This is a genomic window from Mesorhizobium sp. NZP2077 (genome assembly GCF_013170805.1).
Taxonomy (GTDB): domain Bacteria; phylum Pseudomonadota; class Alphaproteobacteria; order Rhizobiales; family Rhizobiaceae; genus Mesorhizobium.
Genome location: NZ_CP051293.1, coordinates 4960899 through 4985639 on the forward strand (window position 1 = coordinate 4960899; position 24741 = coordinate 4985639).

At 64.7% G+C, this 24741-nt stretch carries 24 protein-coding genes; 10 read left to right on the top strand and 14 right to left on the bottom strand.

Annotation, left to right across the window (positions count from 1 at the left end):
• Positions 1 to 135: 135 nt before the first annotated feature.
• On the top strand, positions 136 to 552 hold the full coding sequence (locus tag HGP13_RS24880; RefSeq protein ID WP_172229974.1) for a VOC family protein: 417 nt from the start codon (positions 136 to 138) through the stop codon (positions 550 to 552).
• Between the two features lie 29 nt (positions 553 to 581).
• Here HGP13_RS24880 and epmA read toward each other — a convergent pair whose 3' ends face one another.
• Complete coding sequence (gene epmA, locus HGP13_RS24885) at positions 582 to 1628, bottom strand: EF-P lysine aminoacylase EpmA (protein WP_172229977.1); 1047 nt, start codon at positions 1626 to 1628, stop codon at positions 582 to 584.
• Positions 1629 to 1757: 129 nt separating this feature from the next.
• Here epmA and efp point away from each other — a divergent pair, with 129 nt between their 5' ends.
• The gene (gene efp, locus HGP13_RS24890) at positions 1758 to 2327 is read left to right on the top strand and encodes an elongation factor P (protein WP_140768118.1); all 570 of its coding nucleotides are present in this window, start codon (positions 1758 to 1760) and stop codon (positions 2325 to 2327) included.
• A gap of 58 nt (positions 2328 to 2385) precedes the next feature.
• Here efp and HGP13_RS24895 read toward each other — a convergent pair whose 3' ends face one another.
• From HGP13_RS24895 to HGP13_RS24925, 7 genes are read right to left on the bottom strand one after another with little or no spacing between them, the layout of a single operon-like run.
• Positions 2386 to 3651: an MSMEG_0569 family flavin-dependent oxidoreductase gene (locus HGP13_RS24895; protein WP_172229980.1), complete on the bottom strand. Its 1266-nt coding sequence runs from the start codon at positions 3649 to 3651 to the stop codon at positions 2386 to 2388.
• A gap of 22 nt (positions 3652 to 3673) precedes the next feature.
• The gene (locus HGP13_RS24900) at positions 3674 to 3949 is read right to left on the bottom strand and encodes an MSMEG_0570 family nitrogen starvation response protein (protein ID WP_172229983.1); all 276 of its coding nucleotides are present in this window, start codon (positions 3947 to 3949) and stop codon (positions 3674 to 3676) included.
• Positions 3942 to 4937: a sll0787 family AIR synthase-like protein gene (locus HGP13_RS24905; RefSeq protein ID WP_172229986.1), complete on the bottom strand. Its 996-nt coding sequence runs from the start codon at positions 4935 to 4937 to the stop codon at positions 3942 to 3944. The genes HGP13_RS24900 and HGP13_RS24905 overlap by 8 nt, the downstream gene beginning before the upstream one ends.
• Positions 4934 to 5479, bottom strand: a complete 546-nt coding sequence (locus HGP13_RS24910; RefSeq protein ID WP_172229989.1) for an MSMEG_0567/Sll0786 family nitrogen starvation N-acetyltransferase — start codon at positions 5477 to 5479, stop codon at positions 4934 to 4936. The genes HGP13_RS24905 and HGP13_RS24910 overlap by 4 nt, the downstream gene beginning before the upstream one ends.
• A complete protein-coding gene (locus tag HGP13_RS24915; RefSeq protein WP_172234838.1) occupies positions 5476 to 6573 on the bottom strand; it encodes an MSMEG_0568 family radical SAM protein in 1098 nt (365 codons plus the stop codon). Before HGP13_RS24915 ends, HGP13_RS24910 begins: the two co-directional genes overlap by 4 nt.
• Entirely contained in the window at positions 6518 to 7564 is a 1047-nt protein-coding gene (locus HGP13_RS24920) for a Nit6803 family nitrilase (RefSeq protein ID WP_172229992.1), read from the bottom strand. The genes HGP13_RS24915 and HGP13_RS24920 overlap by 56 nt, the downstream gene beginning before the upstream one ends.
• A 10-nt stretch (positions 7565 to 7574) precedes the next feature.
• On the bottom strand, positions 7575 to 8057 hold the full coding sequence (locus HGP13_RS24925) for an MSMEG_0572/Sll0783 family nitrogen starvation response protein (protein ID WP_027034655.1): 483 nt from the start codon (positions 8055 to 8057) through the stop codon (positions 7575 to 7577).
• Between the two features lie 354 nt (positions 8058 to 8411).
• Between HGP13_RS24925 and HGP13_RS24930 the strand changes: the two genes are divergently transcribed.
• The 8 genes from HGP13_RS24930 to HGP13_RS24965 all read left to right on the top strand — a co-directional run bounded on the left by HGP13_RS24930 (position 8412) and on the right by HGP13_RS24965 (position 16835).
• Positions 8412 to 9785, top strand: a complete 1374-nt coding sequence (locus HGP13_RS24930) for a PLP-dependent aminotransferase family protein (RefSeq protein ID WP_172229995.1) — start codon at positions 8412 to 8414, stop codon at positions 9783 to 9785.
• Between the two features lie 234 nt (positions 9786 to 10019).
• On the top strand, positions 10020 to 10409 hold the full coding sequence (locus tag HGP13_RS24935) for a hypothetical protein (RefSeq protein ID WP_172229998.1): 390 nt from the start codon (positions 10020 to 10022) through the stop codon (positions 10407 to 10409).
• A 221-nt stretch (positions 10410 to 10630) separates the two neighbouring features.
• On the top strand, positions 10631 to 11620 hold the full coding sequence (locus HGP13_RS24940; RefSeq protein ID WP_172230001.1) for a 3-oxoacyl-[acyl-carrier-protein] synthase III C-terminal domain-containing protein: 990 nt from the start codon (positions 10631 to 10633) through the stop codon (positions 11618 to 11620).
• Positions 11620 to 12615 carry an NAD(P)-dependent oxidoreductase gene (locus HGP13_RS24945; RefSeq protein WP_172230004.1) on the top strand — a complete coding sequence of 332 codons (996 nt, stop codon included), beginning with the start codon at positions 11620 to 11622 and terminating at the stop codon, positions 12613 to 12615. The genes HGP13_RS24940 and HGP13_RS24945 overlap by 1 nt, the downstream gene beginning before the upstream one ends.
• Positions 12612 to 13436 carry an MBL fold metallo-hydrolase gene (locus HGP13_RS24950; RefSeq protein ID WP_172230007.1) on the top strand — a complete coding sequence of 275 codons (825 nt, stop codon included), beginning with the start codon at positions 12612 to 12614 and terminating at the stop codon, positions 13434 to 13436. Before HGP13_RS24945 ends, HGP13_RS24950 begins: the two co-directional genes overlap by 4 nt.
• On the top strand, positions 13433 to 14695 hold the full coding sequence (locus HGP13_RS24955) for a F390 synthetase-related protein (protein ID WP_172230010.1): 1263 nt from the start codon (positions 13433 to 13435) through the stop codon (positions 14693 to 14695). The genes HGP13_RS24950 and HGP13_RS24955 overlap by 4 nt, the downstream gene beginning before the upstream one ends.
• Entirely contained in the window at positions 14692 to 15843 is a 1152-nt protein-coding gene (locus HGP13_RS24960) for a GNAT family N-acetyltransferase (protein ID WP_246707115.1), read from the top strand. Before HGP13_RS24955 ends, HGP13_RS24960 begins: the two co-directional genes overlap by 4 nt.
• A 32-nt stretch (positions 15844 to 15875) precedes the next feature.
• Entirely contained in the window at positions 15876 to 16835 is a 960-nt protein-coding gene (locus HGP13_RS24965; protein WP_246707116.1) for a Rieske 2Fe-2S domain-containing protein, read from the top strand.
• Here HGP13_RS24965 and HGP13_RS24970 read toward each other — a convergent pair.
• The 6 genes from HGP13_RS24970 to HGP13_RS24995 form a co-directional block, all read right to left on the bottom strand.
• A complete protein-coding gene (locus tag HGP13_RS24970) occupies positions 16820 to 17980 on the bottom strand; it encodes a hypothetical protein (RefSeq protein WP_172230016.1) in 1161 nt (386 codons plus the stop codon). The genes HGP13_RS24965 and HGP13_RS24970 overlap by 16 nt on opposite strands.
• 41 nt (positions 17981 to 18021) lie before the next feature.
• Positions 18022 to 18891, bottom strand: coding sequence for a patatin-like phospholipase family protein (locus tag HGP13_RS24975; RefSeq protein ID WP_172230019.1), 870 nt, complete (start codon positions 18889 to 18891; stop codon positions 18022 to 18024).
• Complete coding sequence (locus HGP13_RS24980; RefSeq protein WP_172234840.1) at positions 18888 to 20264, bottom strand: pitrilysin family protein; 1377 nt, start codon at positions 20262 to 20264, stop codon at positions 18888 to 18890. Before HGP13_RS24980 ends, HGP13_RS24975 begins: the two co-directional genes overlap by 4 nt.
• A 2-nt stretch (positions 20265 to 20266) precedes the next feature.
• On the bottom strand, positions 20267 to 21655 hold the full coding sequence (locus HGP13_RS24985; protein WP_172230022.1) for a pitrilysin family protein: 1389 nt from the start codon (positions 21653 to 21655) through the stop codon (positions 20267 to 20269).
• Positions 21656 to 21857: 202 nt separating this feature from the next.
• On the bottom strand, positions 21858 to 22412 hold the full coding sequence (gene rsmD / locus HGP13_RS24990) for a 16S rRNA (guanine(966)-N(2))-methyltransferase RsmD (protein WP_172230026.1): 555 nt from the start codon (positions 22410 to 22412) through the stop codon (positions 21858 to 21860).
• Positions 22409 to 24529: a pseudouridine synthase gene (locus HGP13_RS24995; protein ID WP_172230029.1), complete on the bottom strand. Its 2121-nt coding sequence runs from the start codon at positions 24527 to 24529 to the stop codon at positions 22409 to 22411. The genes rsmD and HGP13_RS24995 overlap by 4 nt, the downstream gene beginning before the upstream one ends.
• Between the last annotated feature and the right edge of the window lie 212 nt (positions 24530 to 24741).

Sequence of the window (24741 nt, forward strand, 5' to 3'; positions counted from 1 at the left end):
GGCCGCGCCCACCATCTATTGTTCCGGTCCGGCTTGTGCAATGGCACAGGCTTCAATCAAAATGCATCGCTACACGGTTCCTACCCAGAACCCTGTGACGCAAAATCAGTCCGCAGCCTGCACGGAGCATCCTCGATGACGCCTTTCCATCTCGCCTTCCCGGTCCGTGATCTCGATGAAACCCGCACTTTCTATGGCGAGGTGCTGGGCTGCGCGATCGGCCGTTCGTCGGCGACCTGGGTCGATTTCGATCTTTACGGCCACCAGATGTCGGCGCATTTGCGGCCGCAGGCCGCGCAAGCCGCCAGCGACGGCAAGGTCGACGGCATTCTGGTGCCAATCCCGCATTTCGGCGCCGTGCTGCTGATGGACGACTGGCAGCGCCTGGCGACGCGGCTGGAAGCGTGCGACGATATCGACTGGCTGGAACGGCCAATGGTGCGCTTCAAGGGCGAGCCGGGCGAACAGGCGACGCTGTTCATCCGCGACCCCTCCGGCAACGCTTTGGAATTCAAAGGCTTTCGATCGCTGGAGCAGGTTTTCGCGCATTGAGGTGAGAAGGCCGGCCGCAGGCGTGCGGTTCAGGTTGCCGCGACCGGTGTCCAGATGACATCCTCGATCTTCTGGGCGCCGGTCGCCAGCATCACCAGCCGGTCGAAGCCGAGCGCGATGCCGCTGGCCTGCGGCATGATGGCCAGCGCCGCGAGAAAATCCTCGTCCAGTGGATAGCGTTCGCCATAGACGCGCTCTTTCTCGTCCATCTCGAGGATGAAGCGCCGGCGCTGCTCGGCGGCATCGGTCAGTTCGCCAAAGCCGTTGGCGAGTTCGACGCCGCAACAATAGAGTTCGAAGCGTTCGGCGACGCGTGGGTCACGCGGGCTCGGCCGGGCGAGTGCGGCCTCGGCGACCGGATATTCACACAGGATGGTGGCGCGGCCGAAGCCCAGATGGGGCTCGATCTTTTCCACCATCACCCGACTGAACAGGTCGGCCCAGCTGTCGTCGGTCGCCGTGCGCAGGCCTGCGCGGGTCAAGGCGGCATACAACGCGTCCCGGTCGGTGCCGCCATCGGCGGCGACCGTGGCCAGGAGATCGATGCCGGAATAGTGGGTGAAGGCATCGGCCACCGTCAGCCGTTCCGGCTCGGCAAATGGATCGCAGTCGCGGCCACGGAAAGAAAAGCGCGTGACCCCTGCCCTTGTCGCCGCCAGCGCCAGCAGATCGGCGCAATCGCGCATCAGGCTCTCATAGGTCTCCCCCACCCGGTACCATTCGAGCATGGTGAATTCGGGATGGTGCAAGGGGCCGCGCTCGCGGTTGCGGTAGACCGGCCCGAGGCTGAAAATCCTGACTTCACCGGCAGCGAGCAGCTTCTTGCAGGCGAATTCCGGCGAGGTGTGGAGATAAAGCGGCGAACGCGCGCCATCCGGCCCGACCGCTTCCGTGACGAAAGCCGCCAGATGCGCCTCATTGCCGGGCGAGACCTGCAGGGCCGCCGTTTCCACCTCGATGAAATCTTGGGCCACGAACCAGTCACGCAGGGCAGCTGTCAGGCCATTGCGCAGCAGCAGTCGCGGGCGGCGGTCGGCATGGACATGCGGCGTCCACCAGGGCGAAGCGGCGGTCATCGGCGGATTGAAGGCGTGCTGGCGCGCGCCATGTCAGTTTGCAGTGAGGGCTGGCGGTTCGCGCCAAGATGCGCTACCAGCGCCGCACAAGCCGGCAAACGCCCGTCAACTCTCGTAGGATTTAAAACCGTGGTGAAAGTCATCGCCAGTTCGCTCCGCAAAGGCAATGTCGTCGACAAGGACGGCAAGCTTTATGTGATCCTCTTTGCCGAAAACATCCACCCAGGCAAGGGCACGCCGGTGACGCAGCTCGACATGCGCCGCATCGGCGACGGGGTGAAGGTTTCGGAGCGCTACCGCACCACCGAACAGGTTGAGCGCGCCTATGTCGAAGAGCGCGAGCACACCTTCCTTTACGCCGACGGCGAAGGCTATCACTTCATGAACCCGGAAACCTACGACCAGGTGGCGGTGACGGAAGCCGTGGTCGGCGACGCAGCCCCCTATCTGCAGGAAGGCATGCCGGTGCAGGTCTCGCAGTTCAACGGCATCGCGATCGCTCTGGTGCTGCCGCAGCGCGCCACTTTCGAAGTGGTCGAGACCGAGCCGACGACCAAGGGCCAGACGGCATCGTCCTCCTATAAGCCGGCCGTGCTTTCCAACGGCGTGCGCACCACAGTGCCGCCGCACATCGCGCCCGGTACCCGCGTGGTGGTGATGACGGCCGATGGGGCTTATGTGGAGCGGGCGAAGGACTGACGCAGGTCGTCACGAGCATCTCACTCGCCAGCCGACCTCGACCATATAATCAGTCCAGCTATGCGATGCGGCGTTCCAGCCCACTTCGCCCTTCGGCGATGGACGCCACGATGTAAGCGGCGTCCTGGCCGACGCCTGAGAACCGCCCCGAACCCCAGGTCCACAGCCATGGCAGGCCGAGGAAATAGAGGTTGGGTGCGCGTTTCGAAACGCCGCGCCAATGGTCGGGATAGCCGCTGTCGTCGAGCGCCGGCACATCGAGCCAGCCATAGTCGGTCGAAAACCCCGTCGCCCAGACCACGGTGCGGATATTTTCCTGTTCGAGGTCAATGGCAAGCGGCGTTTCGTTAGGCGTCCATACCGGCACATATGGCGCCTCGACCGGCGCGTCGATACCGTGTTCGGCGATCCATTTGTCGATTTCGTTCTTGATCCGAGCCGAGGTCGCGTCGGCATTGTCGAGATTGGCGGCCAGATTGTCCTCGAAACCGATTTTGGCCCCACTGATGTCCTTGAGGCGGCCATGGAGCGCCATGCCTTCGGAGGCGAACCGCCTGAGATCGATCTCGCGGCCGCCATCGCGGCCGGTCATGTAGTGATTGGCCTTGCGCCGCACGCCTTCCCTTTGCGGGTGGTCGTCGACCGTGAGCGCATAATGTCCCATATCCACCAGCCAGGACGTGACGTCGCGGCCACGGTAGTTGCGCGGCGCACGCGGCGCGCTACCGACCGCTAGATGCACTTTCTTGCCTTCGAGATGCAGATCCTCGGCGATCTGGCAGCCGGATTGGCCAGTGCCGATGACCAGCACCGTGCCGTCGCCGGTCTGACGCGCATTGCGGTAGGTGGAGGAATGAAGCTGCAGAATGTCCGCCGGCAGCTGTCCGCCCGAGCGCGGAATCTTGGGCCTGTGATAGCCGCCGGTGGCGACGATGACGAAATCGGCGGTGCAGGACCCTTCATCGGTCTCGACCGCATAGGCAGAGCCCTGGCGTTTGACCGAGCGGACGCCACATTGCTCGCGCAACGGCGGATCGAAGCGGGCGCGATAGGCCTGGATATACGCGATGATCTCGTCGCGCAGCATGAAACCGTCCGGGTCTGTTCCGGCAAATTCTCGGTCATAGGAAAAACCCGGCAGCGTGCATTGCCAGTTGGGCGTCACCAGGCAGAACGCGTCCCAACGTTGGTTCAACCAATTGGTCGCAACCCTGTCCTTCTCGAACACGACATGATCGATGCCGCGCTGTTTCAGACACCAGCTTGCCGAAAGCCCGGCCTGGCTGCCGCCAATCACGACCACGGTATGATGTTCGATCGCCACGCAAGTCCCTTTCCGCTCGTCATCATTCCATCGACAGGATTTCGACCGCGCCCGATGGCTGAAGCGCGGCCTTTGATTGCAGTGCCTTGAGCTGCGCTGCGGCGCGAGAGCACGGAGCGCCGTAGCGAGCCTCGACGCGACGGCTCGCCGCCGACAGCGCCGCTTCGCTGACCGCAAGGAAATTTGCCAGTGGATGGACATCGCCGGCGGCGAGATGTTCCCGAACCACGGTGGAGGGCGAGTAACAGAGGTCCTCGCTGCCGTCCGGCCAGCGTATCCTGAAGCGAACCTCAGGCATGTTCGGCCTCTTTTGTCGGTGCCGATGGCGCACAGCCGATCAGTGGCTCGGCATGGATATCCCGCACGACGGCACGTCCAGAGGATGAGCGGATCGAAACGGCACCGGACCCATCGATGTCGCCGATGACGGCGGCGGCGATGTCACGGGCCGTGAAAGCCGAGCAGATTTCCGCGGCGGCCGAGGGCTTGGCGGCCAGCAGATAGCCGAAGCTCGGGAAGGTGGTCAGCCAGCGCTCGATATTGGCGCCGGCCGGCATCGGCAGTGCCTCCAGATCGATGTCGATACCGACGCCTGAACATTCGGCCAGCATTGCCGCGGTGCCGATGATGCCGCCCTGGCTGATGTCCTTGGCACAGACCGAAAGGCCGCTCTCCGCCAGCATCGGCAACAGGTCGAGATCGGCGCGCAGGCGTTCGGGTGGCGCCGTGCTTGCCGCGTCAAAGAACGGATAGGGGTCGTGGTATTTGCCACGCAGGTCGATCGCCGCGACCAGAACATCGCCGGGCGACGCATCGAAACTGGTCAGCAGCGCCCTGGCGTGGCCGAGCACGGCGACCGATAGCTGCCTGCCGGCTGCATGCAGGTTCGTGTGGCCGCCGACGATCGGCACGCCATAGGCCGCTGAGGCGGCACGCATTCCGGCCAGCACCTCCGCCGCTTCGGCGACGCCGGGCGCCCACAATGCGTTGACCACCGCGAGTGGCTTGCCGCCCATGGCGGCGACATCCGACAGGTTGACCATCACCCCCGACCAACCGGCGAACCACGGCATCGCCTCAACGAAGCTGGCAATCATCCCTTCGCAGGCGAACAGGCTCCAGCCGTCGCCGCAGGGTATTGCCGCCGTATCGTCGCCGACGGCAATCGCCGAGGCGCCGCCGATGCCGAGTGCCTCTACGGCATGCGCGATATCGGTCTTGCCGGTCACACCCGGACTTCGCGCCAGCCTCTCAGCCAACGCGGCGATGTCGTCGCCCGCGCTCATGCGATCTCGGCCGTGCGGGTAACGAAGCCGGTCGCGCCGTCGAGGATCGGCGGATAGAAGGAAAGATCGGCTTGCATGTGATGGTGCGGATGACCGTGAAAACTGGTCTCGCCGAGCGATGTCCAGTGCAGCCGCTGGAACAAGAGAACATTGCGGCTCTGCACATTGGCCAGGAACCGCGTCGCGCCTTGGGCATGGGCCGAGGAGACAGCGAGGCGGATGAGCGAAGTGCCAAGTCCCGCCTGGCGGCGGTATTCCTTGCATACCGCCAGCCGCGACCCCCACCATTCGCCCGGCGCGTCGCCGCTGTGGATGCGCACGGTGCCGACCACCTCGTCGTCCCAGCCGCACTGGTCGGAGAGCGCGACGATCGTCACCGCCCGGTCGTCGATGGCGTCGCGGTCGTCGCCGTCGAAAATGCCTTGTTCGTCGCAGAACACCGCGCGGCGCAGGCGGGCAGCCCCTTCGCGCTCCCATGGCCAGATGGCGAACTTCACCCGGTGCTGCGGCGAAATGTAGGGCTGGACTGGTTCGAACATCATGGCCTCAGCTCCTCATAGGCGGACAGGGCCGAACAGGCGCCGCAACGGCCGCAGCCGGCCTTGATGGTGTCGCGCGTCATGCCGGCGGCGGCCAGCATCGCGCCGAGCGGCTTCAGCACGCCGTGCATGAAGTCGGACGATGGTGCCTTGTGATCCTCGAGCGGGGTGCCGGAAATGGGCACGAAGGGCACGACGAATGGATAGACGCCGAGCGCAATCAAGCTCTCGCACATCGACAGAATGGCTTCACGGGTGTCGCCGAGGCCGGCCAGGATGTAGGTCGACACCTGGCCGCGGCCAAACACCGGCACCGCCGCGGCGAACGCCTCCATGTAGCGCGCCACCGGCACTTCCGCCTTGCCGGGCATGATGCGAGCACGGACGTCTGGCGTCACCGCTTCGAGATGCATGCCGAGCGCGTCGATGCCGGCCTCGCGCATGCGGGTGAACCAGGCGTCGTTATCCGGCGGCTCGCATTGCCCCTGGAGCGGCAGGTCGACGGCCGCCTTGATGGCGCGTGCGCTGTCGGTGAGCACGGCAGCACCGCGATCCGTCTTGTTCGGGGTGCCGGTGGTCATCACCATGTGCTTGACGCCATCGAGGTCGACCGCGGCCCCGGCGACTTCGGCAAGCTGCGCCGGGCTTTTGTGGGCGATGGTGCGGCCGGCGGCGAGCGACTGGCCGATGGCGCAGAACTGACAGGTCTTCTTGCGGCTTTCATAACGGATGCAGGTTTGCAGAACCGTGGTCGCCAGCACGTCCTTGCCGTGCAGGACGGCGATCTGCGAATAGGGAATGCCGTCGGCGGTCGACAGCGCATAGAAGCGCGGCTGACCGGGGAAGCGGACCTTGCCGACGGCAAGACCGTCGCGCTCGATGACACTCTCGCCGCCGGCGTTGGGCTTCAGCGCCGTATAGGGAGAACTGAAGGCCGCCGCCGTGTGCACCGGCGCCATGATCGGCCGGCCATTGACGAGCAGTGCCTTGTGGTCGGACGGACCGGCGCCGCCCCGGCGGCTCGGCGCGCCGGCGCTGGGATCAACCAGCCTTAGCCCGAAGGACTGGATCTCGTTGATCAGCATCTCCGGGCTCATCGCCGCTGTCTCGATCTTCATCTCGCAGGCTCCTTTTGGAAAGAGGCGGCCACCCGGAAGCGACCGGTTTCGGACGGGTGTCGATGGTCAGGCTGAGCAGTTCGGGCCGCGCATAGTGCCCAACCGAATCCATCATGCGCTTGCGCTTGGTGACCAGCGCCATGTCCATGTCGGCGATCAGCAGGCCTTCGCCCTCGGTCAAAGGCGGCACGACATGCGCGCCCTCGGGCGAGATGATGGCCGTGTAACAGCCGCCCGACAGCGCCTTGATCATGGTGCCGTCGGGATTGATGGCGGCCTTCTGGGCATCGGTCAGCCAGCCGGTGGCGTTGATGACGAAACTCGCCGCTTCGGCAGCATGGTGGCGGATCGCCGCCTCGATCTGATCGGCGAAAATCGGCCCGACCATTGAGCCTGGAAACTGCGCGACATGGATTTCCTCGTGCTGGGCCATCAGCGCGAAGCGGGCGAGCGGATTGTAGTGCTCCCAGCAGGCCAGAGCGCCGACCCGGCCAACCCTGGTGTCGACCACCCTCAGTCCCGAGGCATCGCCCTGCCCCCAGACCATGCGCTCATGATAGGTCGGCGTGATCTTGCGCCGCTTCAGCGCCAGCGTGCCGTCGGCGTCGAAGACGAGCTGGGTGTTGTAGAGCGTGCCGTGATCGCGCTCGTTGACGCCGACGACCACGACGATGTCATGGCCGCGGGCGGCTGCGGCAAGTTTCTCCGTCTCGACGCTCGGCACCACGACGGCCTCGTCGTAAAGTGCCAGATGCTTGGCGCCGATTTTCACCGGCGGATCGATGAAGGAGAAATAGGGGTAGTAGGGCACGAAGGTTTCCGGGAACACGACGATCCCCGCGCCCTTGCCGGCGGCGTCGGAGATAGTGTCGAGAACCTTCTCCAACGTTCCGCCGTGCCGGTCGAGGACCGGCGATATCTGTGCGGCGGCGGCGCGTACAATCCTCCTGTCGGGCCTCCTGTCAGACATCGCGATCGCCCTACACGGTCCAGGTATCGAGGATGAACGCGTTGTCCCTGCGATGCAGCAGGATCAGGTCGAGCACATCCAGCGGCGAGATCGGCACGATGCCTTCCTGCAGCGATGGCTCGCCGTGGCCGTAGAGCGCCTGCAGGGCGAAGCGGCAGGCATAGACCTTGCCGCCCTCGGCCATGAAGTTCTTGAGCTGGTTGTTGAAATTCTGGGCGCCCGGAAAGGCCTCGTCACCGAGCTTGGGGAAACCACGGATGACGCCCAGCGTGACGCCCGGCCCATAAAGCAGGATCGTCGTCTCGAAGCCCTTGCGGATCAGCCGCTTGCCTTGCAGCAGATTGACCAGGCCGATCGAGCCCTCGAAGGCGACGGTATGGAAGGTGATGAGCGCCTTGCCGCCCGGTTCGGCCTTCACATCCTCGAAGACCTTCTCCTCATAGTCGACGAGAAAATCACCGATCTCGTGTTTCTTCATCGCAACGGCTGGCATGCATCTCTCCTGGTTGCTCTCGCCCGACCGGCGCCTTGCCGTCGGATGGTTCGAAAGATGCGCCCGCTATGCGCAAGCCCAGAGCTTTCAAGGACTTGCGTTGCAATCGCCGTGCCAGTTTGTGCACTGCAAACAATGCATACACTTGCAAAAATGAATGCATCCAATGATGCAATCGCTTTCGCGATCACGCTGGTTTCACCCGTTTCGACTGCCTAGCAAGACGCCCGAGCGCCGGGCATCCTCGCCTAATCTTTAGGCAAAGAATTCTGTTGCTCAAAAATAGCCCGACCCCTAGTCTTTGTATGCTGCACCTGCGAACCGCGACCGCGCACCTGCGAGAAGCCAGTGACGATGACGGACGATTGGCGACCGGACATCTCCGACCCGCACAGGCCGGCCTACCTCGCGCTTGCCGAGGCGATCGCACGCGATCTGACGACCGGGCGGCTGAAGCCGGGCGACCGCCTTCCCAGCCAGCGAATGCTTGCGGCGGCTCTTGGCCTGAACTTCACGACCGTCTCGCGTGGCTACCGCGAGGCCCATCGCAGGGGACTGATCGAGGCGAGGGTCGGCTCCGGCAGCCATGTCGCCAGACAGCCGGACAGCGCGTCCGTCAGCCTGCGGCGCCGCGACCTCTCCGACCGGACCATGAATCAGGCGCCGGAGTTGGACGATGCGACGCTGCTGCGGCGCATGCGCACAATCTGGGAGGAGACCAGCGAGGACCTTGGCGCGCTGCTTCGCTACCAGTCCCCGGGCGGCTCGGCCGAAGACAAGGCGGCGGCACTGCGCTGGCTGTCACGCCGCGGCATCGAGGCGACTTCCGAAAAAATCATCATCTCGCCCGGCACGCACGCAGTCATGCTTGCCATCCTGCGCTCGATCGCCAGGCCCGGCGACACGATCTGCGCGGAGGACATCACCTATCCCGGCATCATTTCGATCTGCGACCATCTCGGGCTCAAGCTGGTCGGCCTGCCGTCGGATGCGCTCGGCCTCGATCCGCAGGCGCTCGCCGATCGCGCGTCGGCCGGACCGGTGCGGGCGCTTTATCTCAATCCAACGATCCGCAATCCCACCACCCACACAATATCGGCCAAACGGCGGGCCGAACTGGTGGAAGTGGCGCGGCGCTTCGGCATCGAGATCCTCGAGGACGACGCCTACGGGCTGTTCCCGACCGACGCACCGCCGCCGCTGGTGATGCTGGCGCCCGAATTGACCTATCACATCGTCGGCCTGTCGAAGTGCCTCGCCGCCGGCTTGCGCGTCGCCTATGCCGTGATGCCGTCTGGCAAAAGTGCCGAGACGATCGGCGCGCAGCTCAAGACCGAGATCGTCATGGCCTCGCCGCTAACGACGACGCTGGCGACGCGATGGATTGAAACCGGCGTCGCCGACGAGATCTTGCAGCAGTTGCGCCTGGAGTCACGGCTGCGCCAGAAGATCGCGGCGGAAATGCTGCCCGCGCACACCATGACCGCCGATCCCGAAGGCTTTCATATCTGGATCAAGCCGCCAAAACCGTGGACGCGGCAGCGCATCGTCGACTGGATGCGCGGCCATGCGCTGGGGGCTGTGGCGAGCGACGCCTTCGTGGTCGGGCGAGCGCCACCGGAGGCACTGCGGCTCTGCCTCGGCGGGGCGGCGACCCGCGCCGACATGCAGCGGGCGCTGGCGTTCATGCTAGACGCCTTCAACAATCCGCCAAGCTTCCCGCATTAGCATTTTCTTGCCCGAATTGTGGAAAAACATGTAGTTAGCAGTTCAACGTTCTATCAAGAACTGAACGGCTCCGGGCGGCAGACATGATCGTTCATCCGCCCACGCGCTTGCCGCGTTTTGCCTTGGCGGCACGAGGACCGGGTTGCGGTCGATCTTGCCGTCATGGAAGATTCCGGCCCGAATCCATGAGATTCAGTCGCTGCCCCTGACCGCGACCGGTAAGGCGGACAAGTCTTGGCTGCAACAGCGCCTGCAAGAACTGAAGCCGCGCGACGAGTCTATCGAAAACAACCCGCCCATGCCATCGCGGACGCGATCGTCAATGCGGAGCGCTTCCTCGATCATCTCGGCATCGCGCATGAAACAGTATTCCTTCCAGACGCCGTGGCCGTGATGGGCCTTGGCAGGCTCGCGTCCGCAGTCCAGGATGAACTCCAGCCTCATGGATTGGACCGAGCGACTTACCTCGAGCGTTCGCAACGAGAATTATGGTCCCATATAGCCAAGGTGCATTTTCCGGAAATCCGTGTCGAAATGAAGCGCCTGCGCTCCGACAATTCCCGTTTGGCCGAAGAGATTGAGCGCAAAAGTCAGCCGGGCCGAACGCCGAAATGTCCAGCATGACCCAGCGTGCTTCCGCCCGCATACGCAAGCAGATCGATCGGATCAAACGTCGCTTCGCGCGATGACGCCGTAGGCTGGCACTTTGCCCAGGCCGGTCCATCAGATATTTGGCCTGGCAGCTCGCTGCCAGGAAACCGCGCCGCCCTGTCTAATGCTCCGCCTCACTGTTACCATCCGTCCGCATTATGGGTTGGGAATCGCAACTCACTGGGCGGCTGAGCATGCGGATCAAGATTGTTGGAACCGGGCGCGCAGTGCCTGCGCTGTGCTTGACATCGCGCGGCCTCGACGAGCGGCTGGGACTTGGCCAAGGCCAGATCGAGGCTGCCACCGGTGTCATCGAGCGCTATGTCTGCGAGACCGAATCGCAAGTCGACCTGGCCTGCACGGCGGCGCGGCTGGCACTGGCTGATGCCGGGATAGAGCCTGATGCGGTCGACCTCATCATCGGCGGATGTGGCGTGCCTTACCAGCCACTGCCTTCGACGGCACCGCTGGTGATGCAGCGCCTGGGGCTGGCCGATGGCTCGGCCGCGGCCTTCGACGTCAACAGCACCTGCCTTGGCTTCCTCACCGCTTTCGAAACCGCCGCCCGTATGATTGAGGCCGGGCAAAGCGAAACCGCGCTGGTGTTCTCGGCGGAGATTGCGTCGCGCGCCCTGCCCTGGAAAGAACAGCCTGAAATCGCCGCCCTGTTCGGCGACGGTGCGGCCGCCGCTGTGCTGCGCAGGGCGGCGCCCAGTGAGGGCAAGGTGCTGGCCAATCTCATGCGCACCTATCCATCGGCTTACGAGGCTTGTAGCATCGGGGCCGGCGGCACCCGCTTCGACTTCCATCACCAGCCGGAGGAGTTTTCCCGGCATGCGATCTTTCACATGGACGGCAAGGAGCTGTTTCGGGTGACCGCGCGCCATTTCAATGGCTTCGTCGGCCAACTCCTGCAACGTGCCGGCTGGCGGCATGACGAAGTCGACCTCGTCGTGCCACACCAGGCGAGCCCGTTTGCGCTTGCGCACATGGCACGACAGACCGGGTTCGCAGCACAGAAGCTGGTCGACATTTCGGCGCTCTACGGCAACCAGATCGCGGCGTCCATTCCCTTCGCGCTCGATATTGCGCGCCGGCAAGGCCGCGTCATGCAGGGCACCAAGGTGCTCTTCCTCGGCACCTCGGCCGGTGTCTCCTTCGGCGGCATGGCGCTGGAGGCGTGATGGGACGCGTGCTCGTCACCGGCGCCAGCGGCTTCCTTGGCGGCCATATCGTGGCGCGGCTGGCCGCAGCGGGCATGCCGGTGTTGGCGCAAGGCCGCGATATCAGGCGAAGCGCCGCACTCGAAGCAGCCGGCCATACGGTCATGCGTTGCGACCTGTCGCAGCCGTTTGATGCGAAGTCCGACACCGGATTTGGCGAGATCGATGCCATCGTCCATTGTGCAGCGCTGTCTTCGCCCTTCGGCCGGCTCGCTGATTTCGAGGCCGCCAACGTCACGGCGACCCGCAATCTCGTCGATTTCGCCCGGCAGCTGGGTGTGCAGCGTTTTGTCCAGATCTCCACCCCTTCGGTCTGTTTCGCTTTTCGCGACCAGCTCTGCGTCACCGAGAACAGCCCCTTGCCCGATCCGGTCAACCACTACGCCCGGACCAAGCGGCAAGGTGAAGACATCGTGCTCACGGCGGCGGACATAGGGCCTGTCGTGCTCAGGCCACGCGGTATCTACGGAGCGGGCGACCGAGCGCTGCTGCCACGCCTGCTGCAGGCAGCGCGGCGACCGCTGCCGCTGTTTCGCGATGGCCAAGCACGCATCGATCTCACCCATGTCGACGATGTCGTCGATGCGGTGTTCGCGGCGCTGGCGGCCGGCAGCGCCGCCGAAGGCCAGATATTCAACATCTCGAGCGGCGAAGTGCTGGCTGTGCGCCACATTGCCGACAGTGCCTGCGCCCGCGCCGGGCTGCCAACGCGATGGCGAAAAACGCCGCTGGCGCCGGCGATGCTGGCAGCGGGCGTGATGGAGGCGGTGGCGCTGCTTCTGCCCCGCCGGCTGGAACCGCCAGTCACCCGTTACGGCCTCGGCTTGTTCGCCTATGCCCAGAGCCTCGATATTTCCAAGGCCGGGCGGATCCTTGGCTGGACGCCGAAAGCGTCGTTCGAGGATGGGCTCGACCGTACGTTTGCCAGGGGGCGTGAAGCCTGGGGGACAGCTTGAAGATCGTCTTCGCCAACAGCGCCTGGGTCAGCGCCGCCGAAAGACTGATCCTGCGCGGCGGCGGCTGGCAAAAAATCCGGCTGCGCGTGCGCTACGGGCTGATCCTCCATCCGCGGGCCGGCCCGGTGCTGATCGATACCGGCTATACGCCGCATGTAACCACCGGAGCCCGGCGCAGCGCCATGCTGCGCTTCTATGGCACGGTGCTCAGGCCCGAACTCGTCGAGGCCGGGCAACCCATGTCTGTCCTGGCTCGCTTTGGCCTGACACCGCGCGATATCAGAACCGTCATCGTCACGCATTTTCACGCCGATCATATCTCCGGCCTGTCCCTGTTTCCCAATGCGCGTTACATCGCCAGCGATGCCGCCTGGTCGGAGCTGAAGGCGCGGACAGCCCGGCAAAACCTGCGTCATGGCGTCTTCACCGAGCTTTTTCCGGCGGATTTCGAGACAAGGCTCGACGGGCTGTCCGCGATGAGACCGATCCCATCGCGCGGCGATTTTCCCGGCGGAGCCGATATGTTCGGCGACGGCAGCGTTGTCGCGGTCGACCTGCCAGGCCATGCCGATGGCCAGTTCGGGCTGCTGTTTCCTGAAATGGATCGGCCGCTGCTTTATGCGGTCGACGCGCAGTGGCTGCTCAAGGCACTGGTCGAGAACCGGACGCCGGGCTTTCCTGCACGCCTGCTGGCCGACGATTTCACCGCCATCGATCGGACCGGCGCGGCTTTGCGCCGCTTTCTGGCAGCCGGCGGCGAGGTGATGTTCTGCCATGATCCGGGGCTGACGCCATACGACCTGACACCGGAGGGCGGATGACCGGGTTCGGCGAGGCAATCCGCTCGTTTGCCCTCACCTTGTGGGCATCACGCATGAGCCGGGAAAATTTCGAACGCTGGCAGGCGCGCGCCTTGCGGCGCTGGCTCGACCGCGACCTGCCGCTGGCGCCGTTCTATGGCGTGGCGCCACACCATCTCAGTGACCTTCCGGTGACCGACAAGGCACTGCTGATGGCCGATTTCGAGCGCTTCAACATTGCCGGTGTGTCGTCTGCCGACGCCTGGACGGCGGCGGCTGGTGACGGCCGTCTCGGCGCGCTGACGGTCGGCGCCAGCACAGGCACCTCGGGCAATCGTGGCCTTTTCGTCATCTGCGAAACCGAGAAATATCGCTGGCTGGGAACAATCCTGGCGAAAGCCATTCCTGATCTGCTCTGGCGCCGGCAGCGCGTGGCAGTGATCCTGCCGCAAAACACCGGCCTCTATGACACCGCTCGCCAGTCGAGGCGCATCGACCTGCGCTTCTTCGACCTGACGCTCGGGCCGGAGCGTTGGCGGTCGGCCCTCGAGGCGTTCGCGCCGACGGTGATCATCGGCCCACCCAAGATCCTGCGGCACTTCGCTATAGAATGCTTCCGGCTTTCGCCGCTGCGCGTGTTCAGCGCCGCCGAGACGCTCGATCCGGTCGACCGGCCTGTTATCGAAGCGTTCTTCGGGCGTCGGCTCGACCAGATCTATATGGCGACCGAGGGATTGTTCGCGGTCACCTGCCGGCAAGGCAACCTGCATCTGGCCGAGGATTCCATCTTCTTCGAGTTCGAAACGGCTGGCGACGGGCTGGTGACGCCGCTGGTCACCGCGTTTCGCCGACAGACCCAGATCATGGCGCGCTACCGGATGAACGATCTGCTGCGCCTGTCGCCCACACTATGCCGATGCGGCTCGCCGTTGCGCGTGGTGGATGAAATCGTTGGCCGCATGGACGACGCCTTCCGTCTTACTTCGGTGCAAGAGCCACTCCTGATCACCCCTGATATCCTGCGCAACGCCGTGCTGAAGGCGGACCCGCGCATCGACGACTTCCGGCTGATCCAGACGGCGCCCGAGACGGTCGAGTTGCACCTCAAGCCCGATCTGGTCGGGGATGCCGCACAGGCCGCGTTGGAGGCAGTGCGAGGGCTGTTCGCCTCGCGTCAGGCAAGGGTCGCGGTCGAACCCGTGCGCTCAGCCTTGCCGCTGGAAACCGGCCGCAAGCTGCGCCGTGTCGAGTGCCGGCTTCCCACCGGAGCCGACAAGTGAGCCGGGTCGTGGCAGCAGCCGCCAAGCGGGAGCCGGAGCAATCGGACCGGGTCGAGAACGACCTGCGCAAGGTCAACGCTTTCGTACAATTGTTCAACACCATGCCTGTGCGCGATCTCATCGCCAACCTGAGCGTTCGCGTCGAGACCTGCGACATCGCCGGCCGAGCCTTTCCGCTGACGCTGAACGATGCCAGCGAGGCGCCGAACTGCTACATCTGCTGCCCGTCCAGCGCCTATATCGACTATGCGATCGACGAGACCCGCAATTTCGCTTCAAGCCCTTGGCTGCAAAAAACAATCCGGATGCTCATCGGCCTGTGTGGCCCGCTGGTGAAGGCAAGCGGCCTCGATCATCAGGTGCAGGTCAACAACTGGCTCTTTTCGACCAATCCAGCGCCGCTGCTCGACCGCAGCTCGATCGCGGCGATGCGCACGGATCTGACGAGCCGGTTTCCCAACCGCGCCATCTTCATCCGCTCGCTGAACGACATTGCCGATCCCTCGACCATCGCGTCACTCAAGGCGGAGGGATTTCACATGCTCGCGGCACGTCAGGTCTACATCTTCGCCGACCGCAGTGCAGCACCGCCGATGACACGCGATATGAAGCGCGACCGTGCCCGGCTGCGCGCGACATCGTTGCGTATCGCCGGCAATGACGATTTTACGCAGGCCGACTTTGTCAGAAGCGAAGAGCTCTACGCCATGCTCTACGTCAGAAAATACACGCCACTCAATCCGCACTATACGGCCCGCTATATCAGTGAAATGCACCGGCGCGGCATCTTGCGGCTTGCCGGCTTGCGAGACGAAGCGGGACAACTCGTTGCCGTCACCGGCCTGTTCGAAAACGGCGGGACGCTGACGCAGCCGATCGTCGGCTACGACACCAGCCTGCCGATCAGCGACGGCCTCTACCGGATGGCGATGGCAATGGCACAGGACCACGCCACGGCACGCGGCCTGTTCTTCAACATGAGTGCCGGTGCGGCCGGTTTCAAACGCCGTCGCGGCGCCGTGCCGGCGATCGAGTACAACGCCTGCTATGTCGGGCATCTGCCACGCCGCCAACGTCTCGCGGTGTGGACAATGGCGCGGGTTCTGGCATTGGTCGGGATACCGCTGCTTCGGAGATTCGAACTTTGAGCCAGGCCGCGCGAAAGGATTTTTGGCAGGCTGTGGCGCTTTCAGCCGATGTCGGCGCCAGACCGAGGCGCATCCTGTTCGAAGGCTCGCCTGTGGTGCTGTTCCGTTCCGACAAGGGCATCGCGGCACTGTTTGACCGCTGCGTTCACCGGTTGGTCGAACTGTCGACCGGCAAGGTCGTCAATGGCGAGATCGAGTGCCCCTACCATGGCTGGCGCTATGACGGCGAAGGCCTCTGCACCGCCATTCCTGGCCATGTCGGCGAGATGCCGCGCTACCGGGTGCGACGCTACGGCGCAATCGAGCGCGATGGCGTCGTCTTCGTCTCAGCGGGCACGCCAGAGACGGAGCCATATCTCCACTGCATGCAGGGCCAGGACGTGCTTGTGCGGCGCGTACGCTCCTCGACGCAATCGACCGTCCTCGACGCGGCCGAGAACATCCTCGACGCAACCCACACGCATTTCACCCATAAAGGCCTGCTGCGGGGCTTGAGCGCCAGGCGCCATCTTGTGCGTGTCGACGTGACCGGCGGCGAAGGTTGGGTCGAGGCTTGCTATACCGGCGAGGAGCGGCAGCAGGGCCTGATCAGCCGGCTGCTGGAGGGTGTACGCACGAAAACCATCGGCCGTTTCCGCCATCCTGGAATCGCCGAACTTGAATATTGGGGCAAGGACGGGCTGGCGCTGGCCACGACGTTCCATCTGCGCCAGGCGGATGAAAACATAGTCGAAGGTGTGGGCTGGCTCATCGGCCCGCGTCAGGGGCTGCTCGGCCACCTCAAGGCGCTCGCCTTCAAACCGCTGTTCAACATCGCCTTGGCACAGGACCGCAAGGTGCTGAAATCAGCTAGCGACAATGCACGCCACGCTCCCCCTGCCCTGCAGGCGATCGGCCCGCTGGATTTCCTGCGCCGCGACATGGCGGCCATCATGGCAGGCGAAATGCCGCCGGCGGCCACAACGCCACGCGTGTATCAGATCGAGCTTTGAAGCGGCCCGTTCCATTCGATGTCGCGCGTCGAGGCGGCTTGCAGACTGATGCGCTGGCGCAGCGCTTTGCTGGCGATCTCGGCAAGCGCCCGCCACTGCGCCCGTTTGGGCGCAGGATCGTTCGGCCAGTCGAGCAATTCGTCCGCATCACGGATCGCCTGACGGAAGCTCCCGATCTGACCTGATCGAAGTGCTGACGGGAGGCCGTAGACCCACATGGCCAGTCGCACCGTCTGCGGTCTGTCGACGTCAGGCCTTACCTCAGCGCCTTCAAATAGCGCAGCCGTGAAGGCTTCCGGGTCGCGGAAGAAGTGCAGGCCGCTGACGGCGCGCGGATTGCATTCCAGCGGCAGCACCGTGCCATCGCTTTCCCGCATCAGGTCGAAGGAAATCTGGCCGGTCCAGCCGGTGCCGGCAACGAAAGTTTCGACGAAATTGCGAGCGGCGGCATCGTCGACCTGTTCGAACCAGATGCCGGCGCCCTTGCCGGCGCGGTAGCGCGAACGATAGAGCGCCAATGCCTTGAGCTTGCCGTCATGCGCGAGCGCATAGGCGCTGATCTCTTCGCCGACGACGAAACGTTGCGCCACCCACGGCGCCGCTGCCGAAGGGCTGATGGCGTTGAGCGCGGAAGATGGCGGTCGCAGCAGCACATGACTGGCAAAACGCGACCAGACCGGCTTGAACACCAGCTCGCGCGAACGGCCGCGAACCGCCTCGATATCGTCGTCGGATCGCAGAAGTGTCGTTTCGGGCACGGCAAGGCCAAAACCTTGCGCCAAGCCGATGAATGCGTGCTTGTCATGAACCCGGGTCAGCAATTCCATGTCCGGCGCGAGCAGTCGGGCCGGCATAGCCCGATCGCGCCAAAGTGCGCCGAGGTAGAATATTTCTTCGCAAGTCGGGATGACCAGTTCCACCGCCTCGGTGCGAACAAGGTCCGCCACGGCCTGGAAATAGGCCTGCGGCGCAAAACGCGGCGGCGGCAGACGATGATAGGAGGCGCAGGCGGCGCTCGCGGCGGCAATCGGACTGGCCGGGCTGTCGGCCAGGATCACCCTCAGGCCGGCGCCATCCAGCAGCCGCGCCAGATGCAGCGCCACCGGTGCGCGAGCGCCTGTGATCAGCACCGTATAAGTGCGCATCAGAGCAGTATCATGGCCATAGGCATTGGCCGCCCCAAGATTCAGTCCAAACCGCGCTTGCCGCGCTTGAGCCTGGTGGCGCCGGAGCGCGCCTCCAGTGCCTTTTCCACTTCCCGCTTCAGCTCATCCTTGATGTCGGCCGTCTCGGTCATCAAGGCGTCGATCTTCATGAAATCGAGCACACGGAACTTCGACACTGCTGGGCGGACCAATATGTCGGGGCGGCACTGTTTCAGCTTGTTGGCGATGATCGACTGCATCATCAGTTGGGTAGCGCCGAACATCAGGTCGACGGAGGTGGGCTGCTTGCGATCGACTTCTTCGGGCGCGCCGACCACGTCGACGCCGATGATGATGTCGGCGTCGTTCTCTATGAGATCAAACGGCACGGGGTTGTAGATGCCGCCATCGATCAGCAGCCTGCCGTCACGCGTCACCGGGCGGAACACGGCGGGAATGGCGGCCGAGGCGGCAAGCGCGGAATGCAGGTCGCCTTCGTCGAACACGGCGAGCTTGTGGCCGAAATAATCGGTCGCCGTCACCTTCAGCGGGATTTTAAGCGCGGCGAAGGTTTCGGGAATGGCCTCGGGCAGAAACGCCTTGAGGATGCGCTCGACATTGAACTGGCTGACCCGGATGCCGCCCTGCATGGCTTCGGCGATCGTGCCCGGTCGGGCCCGCCACATGCGGCTCGCCACTTCGGCGCGGCGGCCGAGGATCGAGCGGGCGTAGTCGTGGATGTCCTTGCCTGTCATGCCGGCGGCCATGCCGGCGCCCATGATGGCGCCGATCGACGAGCCGGCGATCGCCACCGGTTTTATGCCGAGTTCGTCCAGCGCCTCGATGACATGGATATGCGCCAGGCCCCGCGCGCCGCCGCCGCCGAAGGCTATGCCGAAGGTCGGGCTCATCCCTTGCCGGCCCCGGCCAGCGGCGGTCCGACCACCATAATGGTCGGCTCGGCCGTCAGCAGCTTCTTCGCCGCCGCCTTGACCTGGTCGAGCGTCACCGCGTTGATGTAGCCGGCGCGGCGCTGCATGTAGTCGATACCGAGATCGTCGACCTGCAATTCGACCAGCGTCGCGGCGATGGAGCTCGAAGAGTCCAGATTGGTGATGGCATATGCGCCGATCAGGTATTTCTTGGTCGCCGCCAGTTCAGCTTCGGTCGGGCCGTCCTGCGCCAACTGCTTGACTACATCGCGCACGATGCCGAGCGTCTCAGCCGCGCGGTCGGAGCGCGTTCCGGTGGTGACGATCAGCGCGTCGGCATGGTCCTGGTTGACCAGCGAGGAATTGACGCCATAGGCCAGCCCGCGCTTTTCGCGCACCTCCTGGAACAGGCGCGAGGTGAAGGTGCCGCCGCCGAGGATCTCGTTCATCAGCACGGCGGGGAAGAAATCCGCCGATTTGCGCTTCACGCCCGGCCAGGCGAGTTGCAGCGAGGTCTGCGGCAGGTCGTAATTGACCTCGAGATGCTGCGCCAGCTTCGGCTCGACATCGGCGACCGGGGCGAGCGCCTGTTTCTCAGGCAGGTCGCCGAACACCATGTCCAGCTTCTTCTTCAGCGTCTCGGCATCGATGGCGCCGACCACGGCGATATGCAGGCCGCCGCGCGCGAAGACCGCCTTGTGCAGGGCCTTCAGATCGTCCTGCGTGATGGCGGCGACGCTCTGCCTGGTGCCCTGGTCGGAGCGCGAATAGGGGTGGTCGCCATAGACGGCGCGCGCCCATTTGCTCTGCGCCACCGTGTCGGGGTCGTTCTCGTTGGCGATGATGCCGGACAGGATCTGGGCGCGGATGCGGTCGATCGGCGCCTGGTCGAAATGCGGCTCGTTGACCGCCAGCCGCAACAGCTCGAACGCCTCGTCGCGCTGCTCGGACAGCATGCGCATCGAGCCATAGATGCCGTCTCGGCTCTCTTCGAAGCCCATCTCGGCGCCGGCATCGTCGAGCTTGATCTGGAAGGCTTCCGAATCGAGGGGGCCAGCACCCTCGTCAAATAGGCCGGTCATCAGATTGGCCAGGCCTTCCTTGCCAACCGGATCCTGCGTCGAGCCGCCACCGAAGACGAAACGGACGGCGACGATCGGTACCGAATAATCCTCCACCAGCCAGGCGGTCACGCCCTTTGACGAGGTGACGGACTGGATGTCCATGGCGCGGGCGGCAAGTGCGGGCAGGATCAGGAAGAGGATGGAGAGGAAGAGGGTTGCAAGAGCGTGCAGGGTCTTGCCTTCTCCCCTTGTGGGAGAAGTCAACGCGCCGCTGAACTGGTTCGTCATCATCAATTCCCCGCCTGTTGCTGCGGCAAGAGATAGCCGGTAGTCGAGCGGGCCAGCACCAGATAGCGCGCGGCGGCGGCCTTGACCTCGTCCGCCGTGACCTTGCGGATGCGATCCGGCCATTGCTGGACATCCTGCACATTGCCGCCTGTGGCCAGCGTCGAGCCATAGATTTGGGCCATGGAGTCCTGCTTGTCGCGGGCAAAGACCATCGACCTGATATAGCGGTCCTTGGCCTTTTCGAGCTCGTCCGCCGTGACGCCAGCGCTGGCGATGCGCGCTACCTCGGCATCGACCGCGGCCTCAACATCGGCCAGCTTGGCGTCGCCGCGCGGCGCGCCATAGACGGTGAAGTTGGTGTCGTCGAGCATGGTGCCCTGAAAGAACGCGCCGGCGCTGGAAGCGATGCCTTGCTGGACGACCAGCGCCTGGTAGAGCCGGCTGCGGTTGCCGCCGCCGAGGATTTCGGCCAGCAGGTCGAGCGCTTCGGCCTCGCCCGGCTTTGCGGTGTGATAGGACGGCACCACCCATTGCGTCGAGAAACTCGGCACGCTGACGCGTGCGTCGGTGAGCGTGACGGTGCGCTTGGTGTTCTGCTCTGGCTCGACCGGGCGGATGCGCGGCGGCAGGTCCGGCCCGCGCGCCACCTTGCCATAGGTCTTCTCAGCCAGCGCCTTCACCGTGCCCGGTTCGACATCGCCGGCCACGATCAGCACGGCGTTGTTGGGCCGGTAGTATTTGTCATAGAAAGCGGTGGCGTCGATGCGGTTCAGCTGCTCCATCTCCTGCATCCAGCCGATGACCGGAATGCGGTACGGCTGGTTCTGCCATAGCGTCGCATCGACTTCTTCGTCGAGCACCGCCTGCGGGTTGTTGTCGATGCGCGAGCGGCGCTCTTCGAGGATGACATCGCGCTCGGTCTTGATGACGTCATCGGTGAGGATGAGGTTGCGCATGCGGTCGGCTTCAAAACTCATCATCAGCTCGAGCGCCGAGGGCGCCACCGTCTCGTGGAAGGCGGTGTAGTCGTAGGACGTGAAGGCGTTGTTGGAGCCGCCAATGTCGGAGACGGCACGGTCGAACTCGCCCGCCGCGTGATGGGTGGTCGCCTTGAACATCAGATGCTCGAAGAAATGGGCGATGCCGGATTTGCCGGGCGGCTCGTCGGCGCTGCCGATCTTGTACCAGACCATATGGGTGACGATCGGCGCGCGATGGTCGGGAATGACGACCACTTCCATGCCGTTATCGAGCAGGAAATCCGTCACCCTGAACTCTGCCGGCTTCGTGCCGGGCGGCACGGCGCTATCTGCCAGTGCGGAGCCGGTGAGCGTGAAGGCCAGCGACGTTGCCAGCAGTGTTGTGCGCAGCCATTCAGCCTGAAATGTCATCAACGGCTCCGGTTCGTAGAGCAGTTCAGCGTTTCACGGAAACGCTGAACTGCTCTATCTCTTTGTTCTGACGCAATTCCGTACGGAAAACCGCATAACACTTTTCCTGGAATTGCTTGGGTACGACGATAGGGCAAGGTGCTGGCGACAAGCAAAGTGAATTGTTGTTGCCGGCAAAGGCGGCGGCAAAGAGGCCGGCGGATCAGGCGGCCTCGATGAAGCGGATGATGGTTTCGCCATAGTTGCGTTCATCCAGCACGGAAAAGCCGGGGCCAGGCTCGAAGGGCACCGCCGCCGTCTCCTCGACCACGCAGAGCGCGCCGGGCCGCAGCCAGCCGCCGGCTTTCGCTGACTGCAAGGCACGCTCGCCAAGGCCTTTGCCATAGGGCGGATCGGCGAAGACGAGGCCGAACGGCGCCAGTGTGCCCGCCTCGCCAAGGCCGGTAGCGTCACGGCGAAAAATCTTGGTGCGGCCGGTCAGGCCGAAGGCCTCGACATTGTCGCGGATCAGGCCGCGGCCCTCGGCCGATTCCTCAATGAAGACGCCATAGGACGCGCCGCGCGACAGCGCTTCGAGACCAAGCGCCCCTGTGCCGGCGAACAGGTCCAGCACGCGCGCGCCGTCCAGCTGTCCGCCATAGCGATGTGCCAGCACGTTGAAGACGGCCTCGCGGGTGCGGTCGGTCGTCGGACGTATGGTACTGCTACGCGGCGTCGCCAGTGGACGCCCGCGAAACTCACCGCCGACGATCCTCATCTGGCCTTGGGACCCCTGGGACCGCTGCGCGGCCGGTCACCACCGCCGCCGGCCGGACGCTCGCCACGCGGCTTGCCGAATGGCTTTGCGCCAGCCGGTGTGCCACCGGGCTTGCCATAAGACGGCTTGAACGAAGCCTTGCGCGCCTTGGCGTCTGCCGCTTTGGCGGCGTCGGCTTCCGCCCTGCCCTTGCCGATCGGCCGGGCCCCTGGCGCCATCCAGACATTGGCCTTGCGCTGGCCGGGCGGCTCGATCGGCCGCTGCTCACGCTCGGTTTTCTTTCCGCCAAAACCGCCACGCGGCTTGTCGCCGAAGCCACCGCGCGGTTTGTCGCCAAAACTGCCGCGTGGATTGTCGCCAAAGCCGCCGCGTTCGGGCCTGGGGCCGCGTTCGCCAAAACTCTTTTGCGGCCTCTCGCCTCTGTCGGGACTGGTCGACAGCTTACCCAATGCCTCGTCGCGGCTGCCTTCCCTGCGCTTGCGGTTCTTGATCAGCCCGCCCTCGCCGATCGGCCGGCGCTCGCCGTCGCGGGTGAATTTCGGCCGTTCCGGCTCGGGCTCGCGAATCTCGGTGCGCCGCACCGGCTTGTTGGAAAACGGCTTGGTGACCTCGGCGTCGAAATTGGCCCCGGATTCCTCGACCAGGCGTTCACCAAGCTGGTCGCGCAGCACCCGACCCTTGATCTCCAGCACATGCCCCTCGGCGAGGTCATCGAGCTGGAACGGACCGTAGGAGATGCGGATCAGCCGCGTCACATCGAGGCCAAGCGAGCCAAGGATGTTCCTGACTTCGCGGTTCTTGCCTTCGCGCAGGCCGATTGTCAGCCAGGCGTTGGTGCCTTGCTCGCGGTCGAGCGTCGCCTCGATCGCGCCGTAGAAGACGCCGTCGACGGCAATGCCTTCGCGCAGGCCGGCGAGCGCGCTCTCCTCGACCTTGCCGTGGACACGCACGCGGTAGCGGCGCAGCCAGCCGGTGGCCGGCAGTTCGAGCACGCGCGACAGGCCGCCATCATTGGTCAGCAGCAGCAGGCCTTCGGTGTTAATGTCGAGCCGGCCAATGGTCATCAGCCGCGGCAATTCAGCCGGCAGCACGTCGAAGACGGTCTTGCGGCCCTCGGGGTCGCGGTTGGTGGTGACGACGCCGGCCGGCTTGTGGAACAGGAACAGGCGCGTGCGCTCGATCGGCGGTATCTCCATGCCGTCGAGATGAATGATGTCGCCAGGCATGACATTGAAAGCCGGCGACGACAGCGCCCGGCCATTGACCTTGACGCGGCCGGCCGCGATCAATTCCTCAGCGTCGCGGCGCGAGGCAAGCCCAGCGCGCGCCAGCCGCTTCGCGATGCGTTCGCCGGCCTCTTCCGCTGCCTCGGTGGAACGCGGCCGCGGCTTGAAGCCGCCGCCTGATGGGCCCTGGGGCCGATCACTGAAATCACGCTTGGGTCTGTCGCTGCCGAAGTCACGCTTGGGCCGGTCAGCGAAGTCACGCTTCGGACGATCGCCAAACCCACGCTTGGGGCGGTCGAAACGCTTTTCGTCACCTTCCGCCGAAGCAGCAACCGGACGGTCGCCGCGCGGCGCGTAGGGTTTGCGCGGTCCTTCGCGCTTCTCGTACGGCTTGCGCTCGCCTTCCGCCGCCATCGGGCGATCGCCGCGTGGCGCATAGGGCTTGCGCGGCCCTTCGCGTTTCTCATACGGCTTGCGCTCGCCTTCGGCGGCCATCGGACGGTCTCCACGCGGCGCGTACGGTTTGCGCGGCCCTTCGCGCTTTTCATACGGCTTGCGCTCACCCTCAGCCGCTATCGGCCGGTCGCCGCGTGGCGCATAGGGTTTGCGCAGCCCTTCGCGCTTTTCATACGGCTTGCGCTGACCCTCAGCCGCTATCGGCCGATCGCCACGCGGTGCGTAAGGTTTGCGCGGACCTTTGCTGAATGGCTTGTCGCCGCCTTTTAAGTCGCGCTTCGGGCGCTCGCCCTCGGTGGCCATTGGTCGGTCGCCGCGTGGGGTATAAGGCTTCTTCGCACCGAAGGACGGCTTGCCGCCCCTGTCGCCTCGCGGAGCCGCAGGTTTCTTGCCCGGGCCTTTTTGGCGCGGAGATTTCTTGTCGTTGTCGTCCATGTGGCCTTTGTCCGTTTGCGCTGCTACAGCGTGGCGCATCCTTTCGGGCGCGCAACGAACGCTGGTGCACTTTGATTTGGCGCATGATCTTTTCCGAAAATCGAGTCCGATCTTCGGGTTGATGCGCTCAATAACAGGATCATCGGAGTTTGTCAGGGAAAAGTGGAGACCGGTTTTTCCGGAAAGACAAACGAAAACCAAAAGCCTGGGTG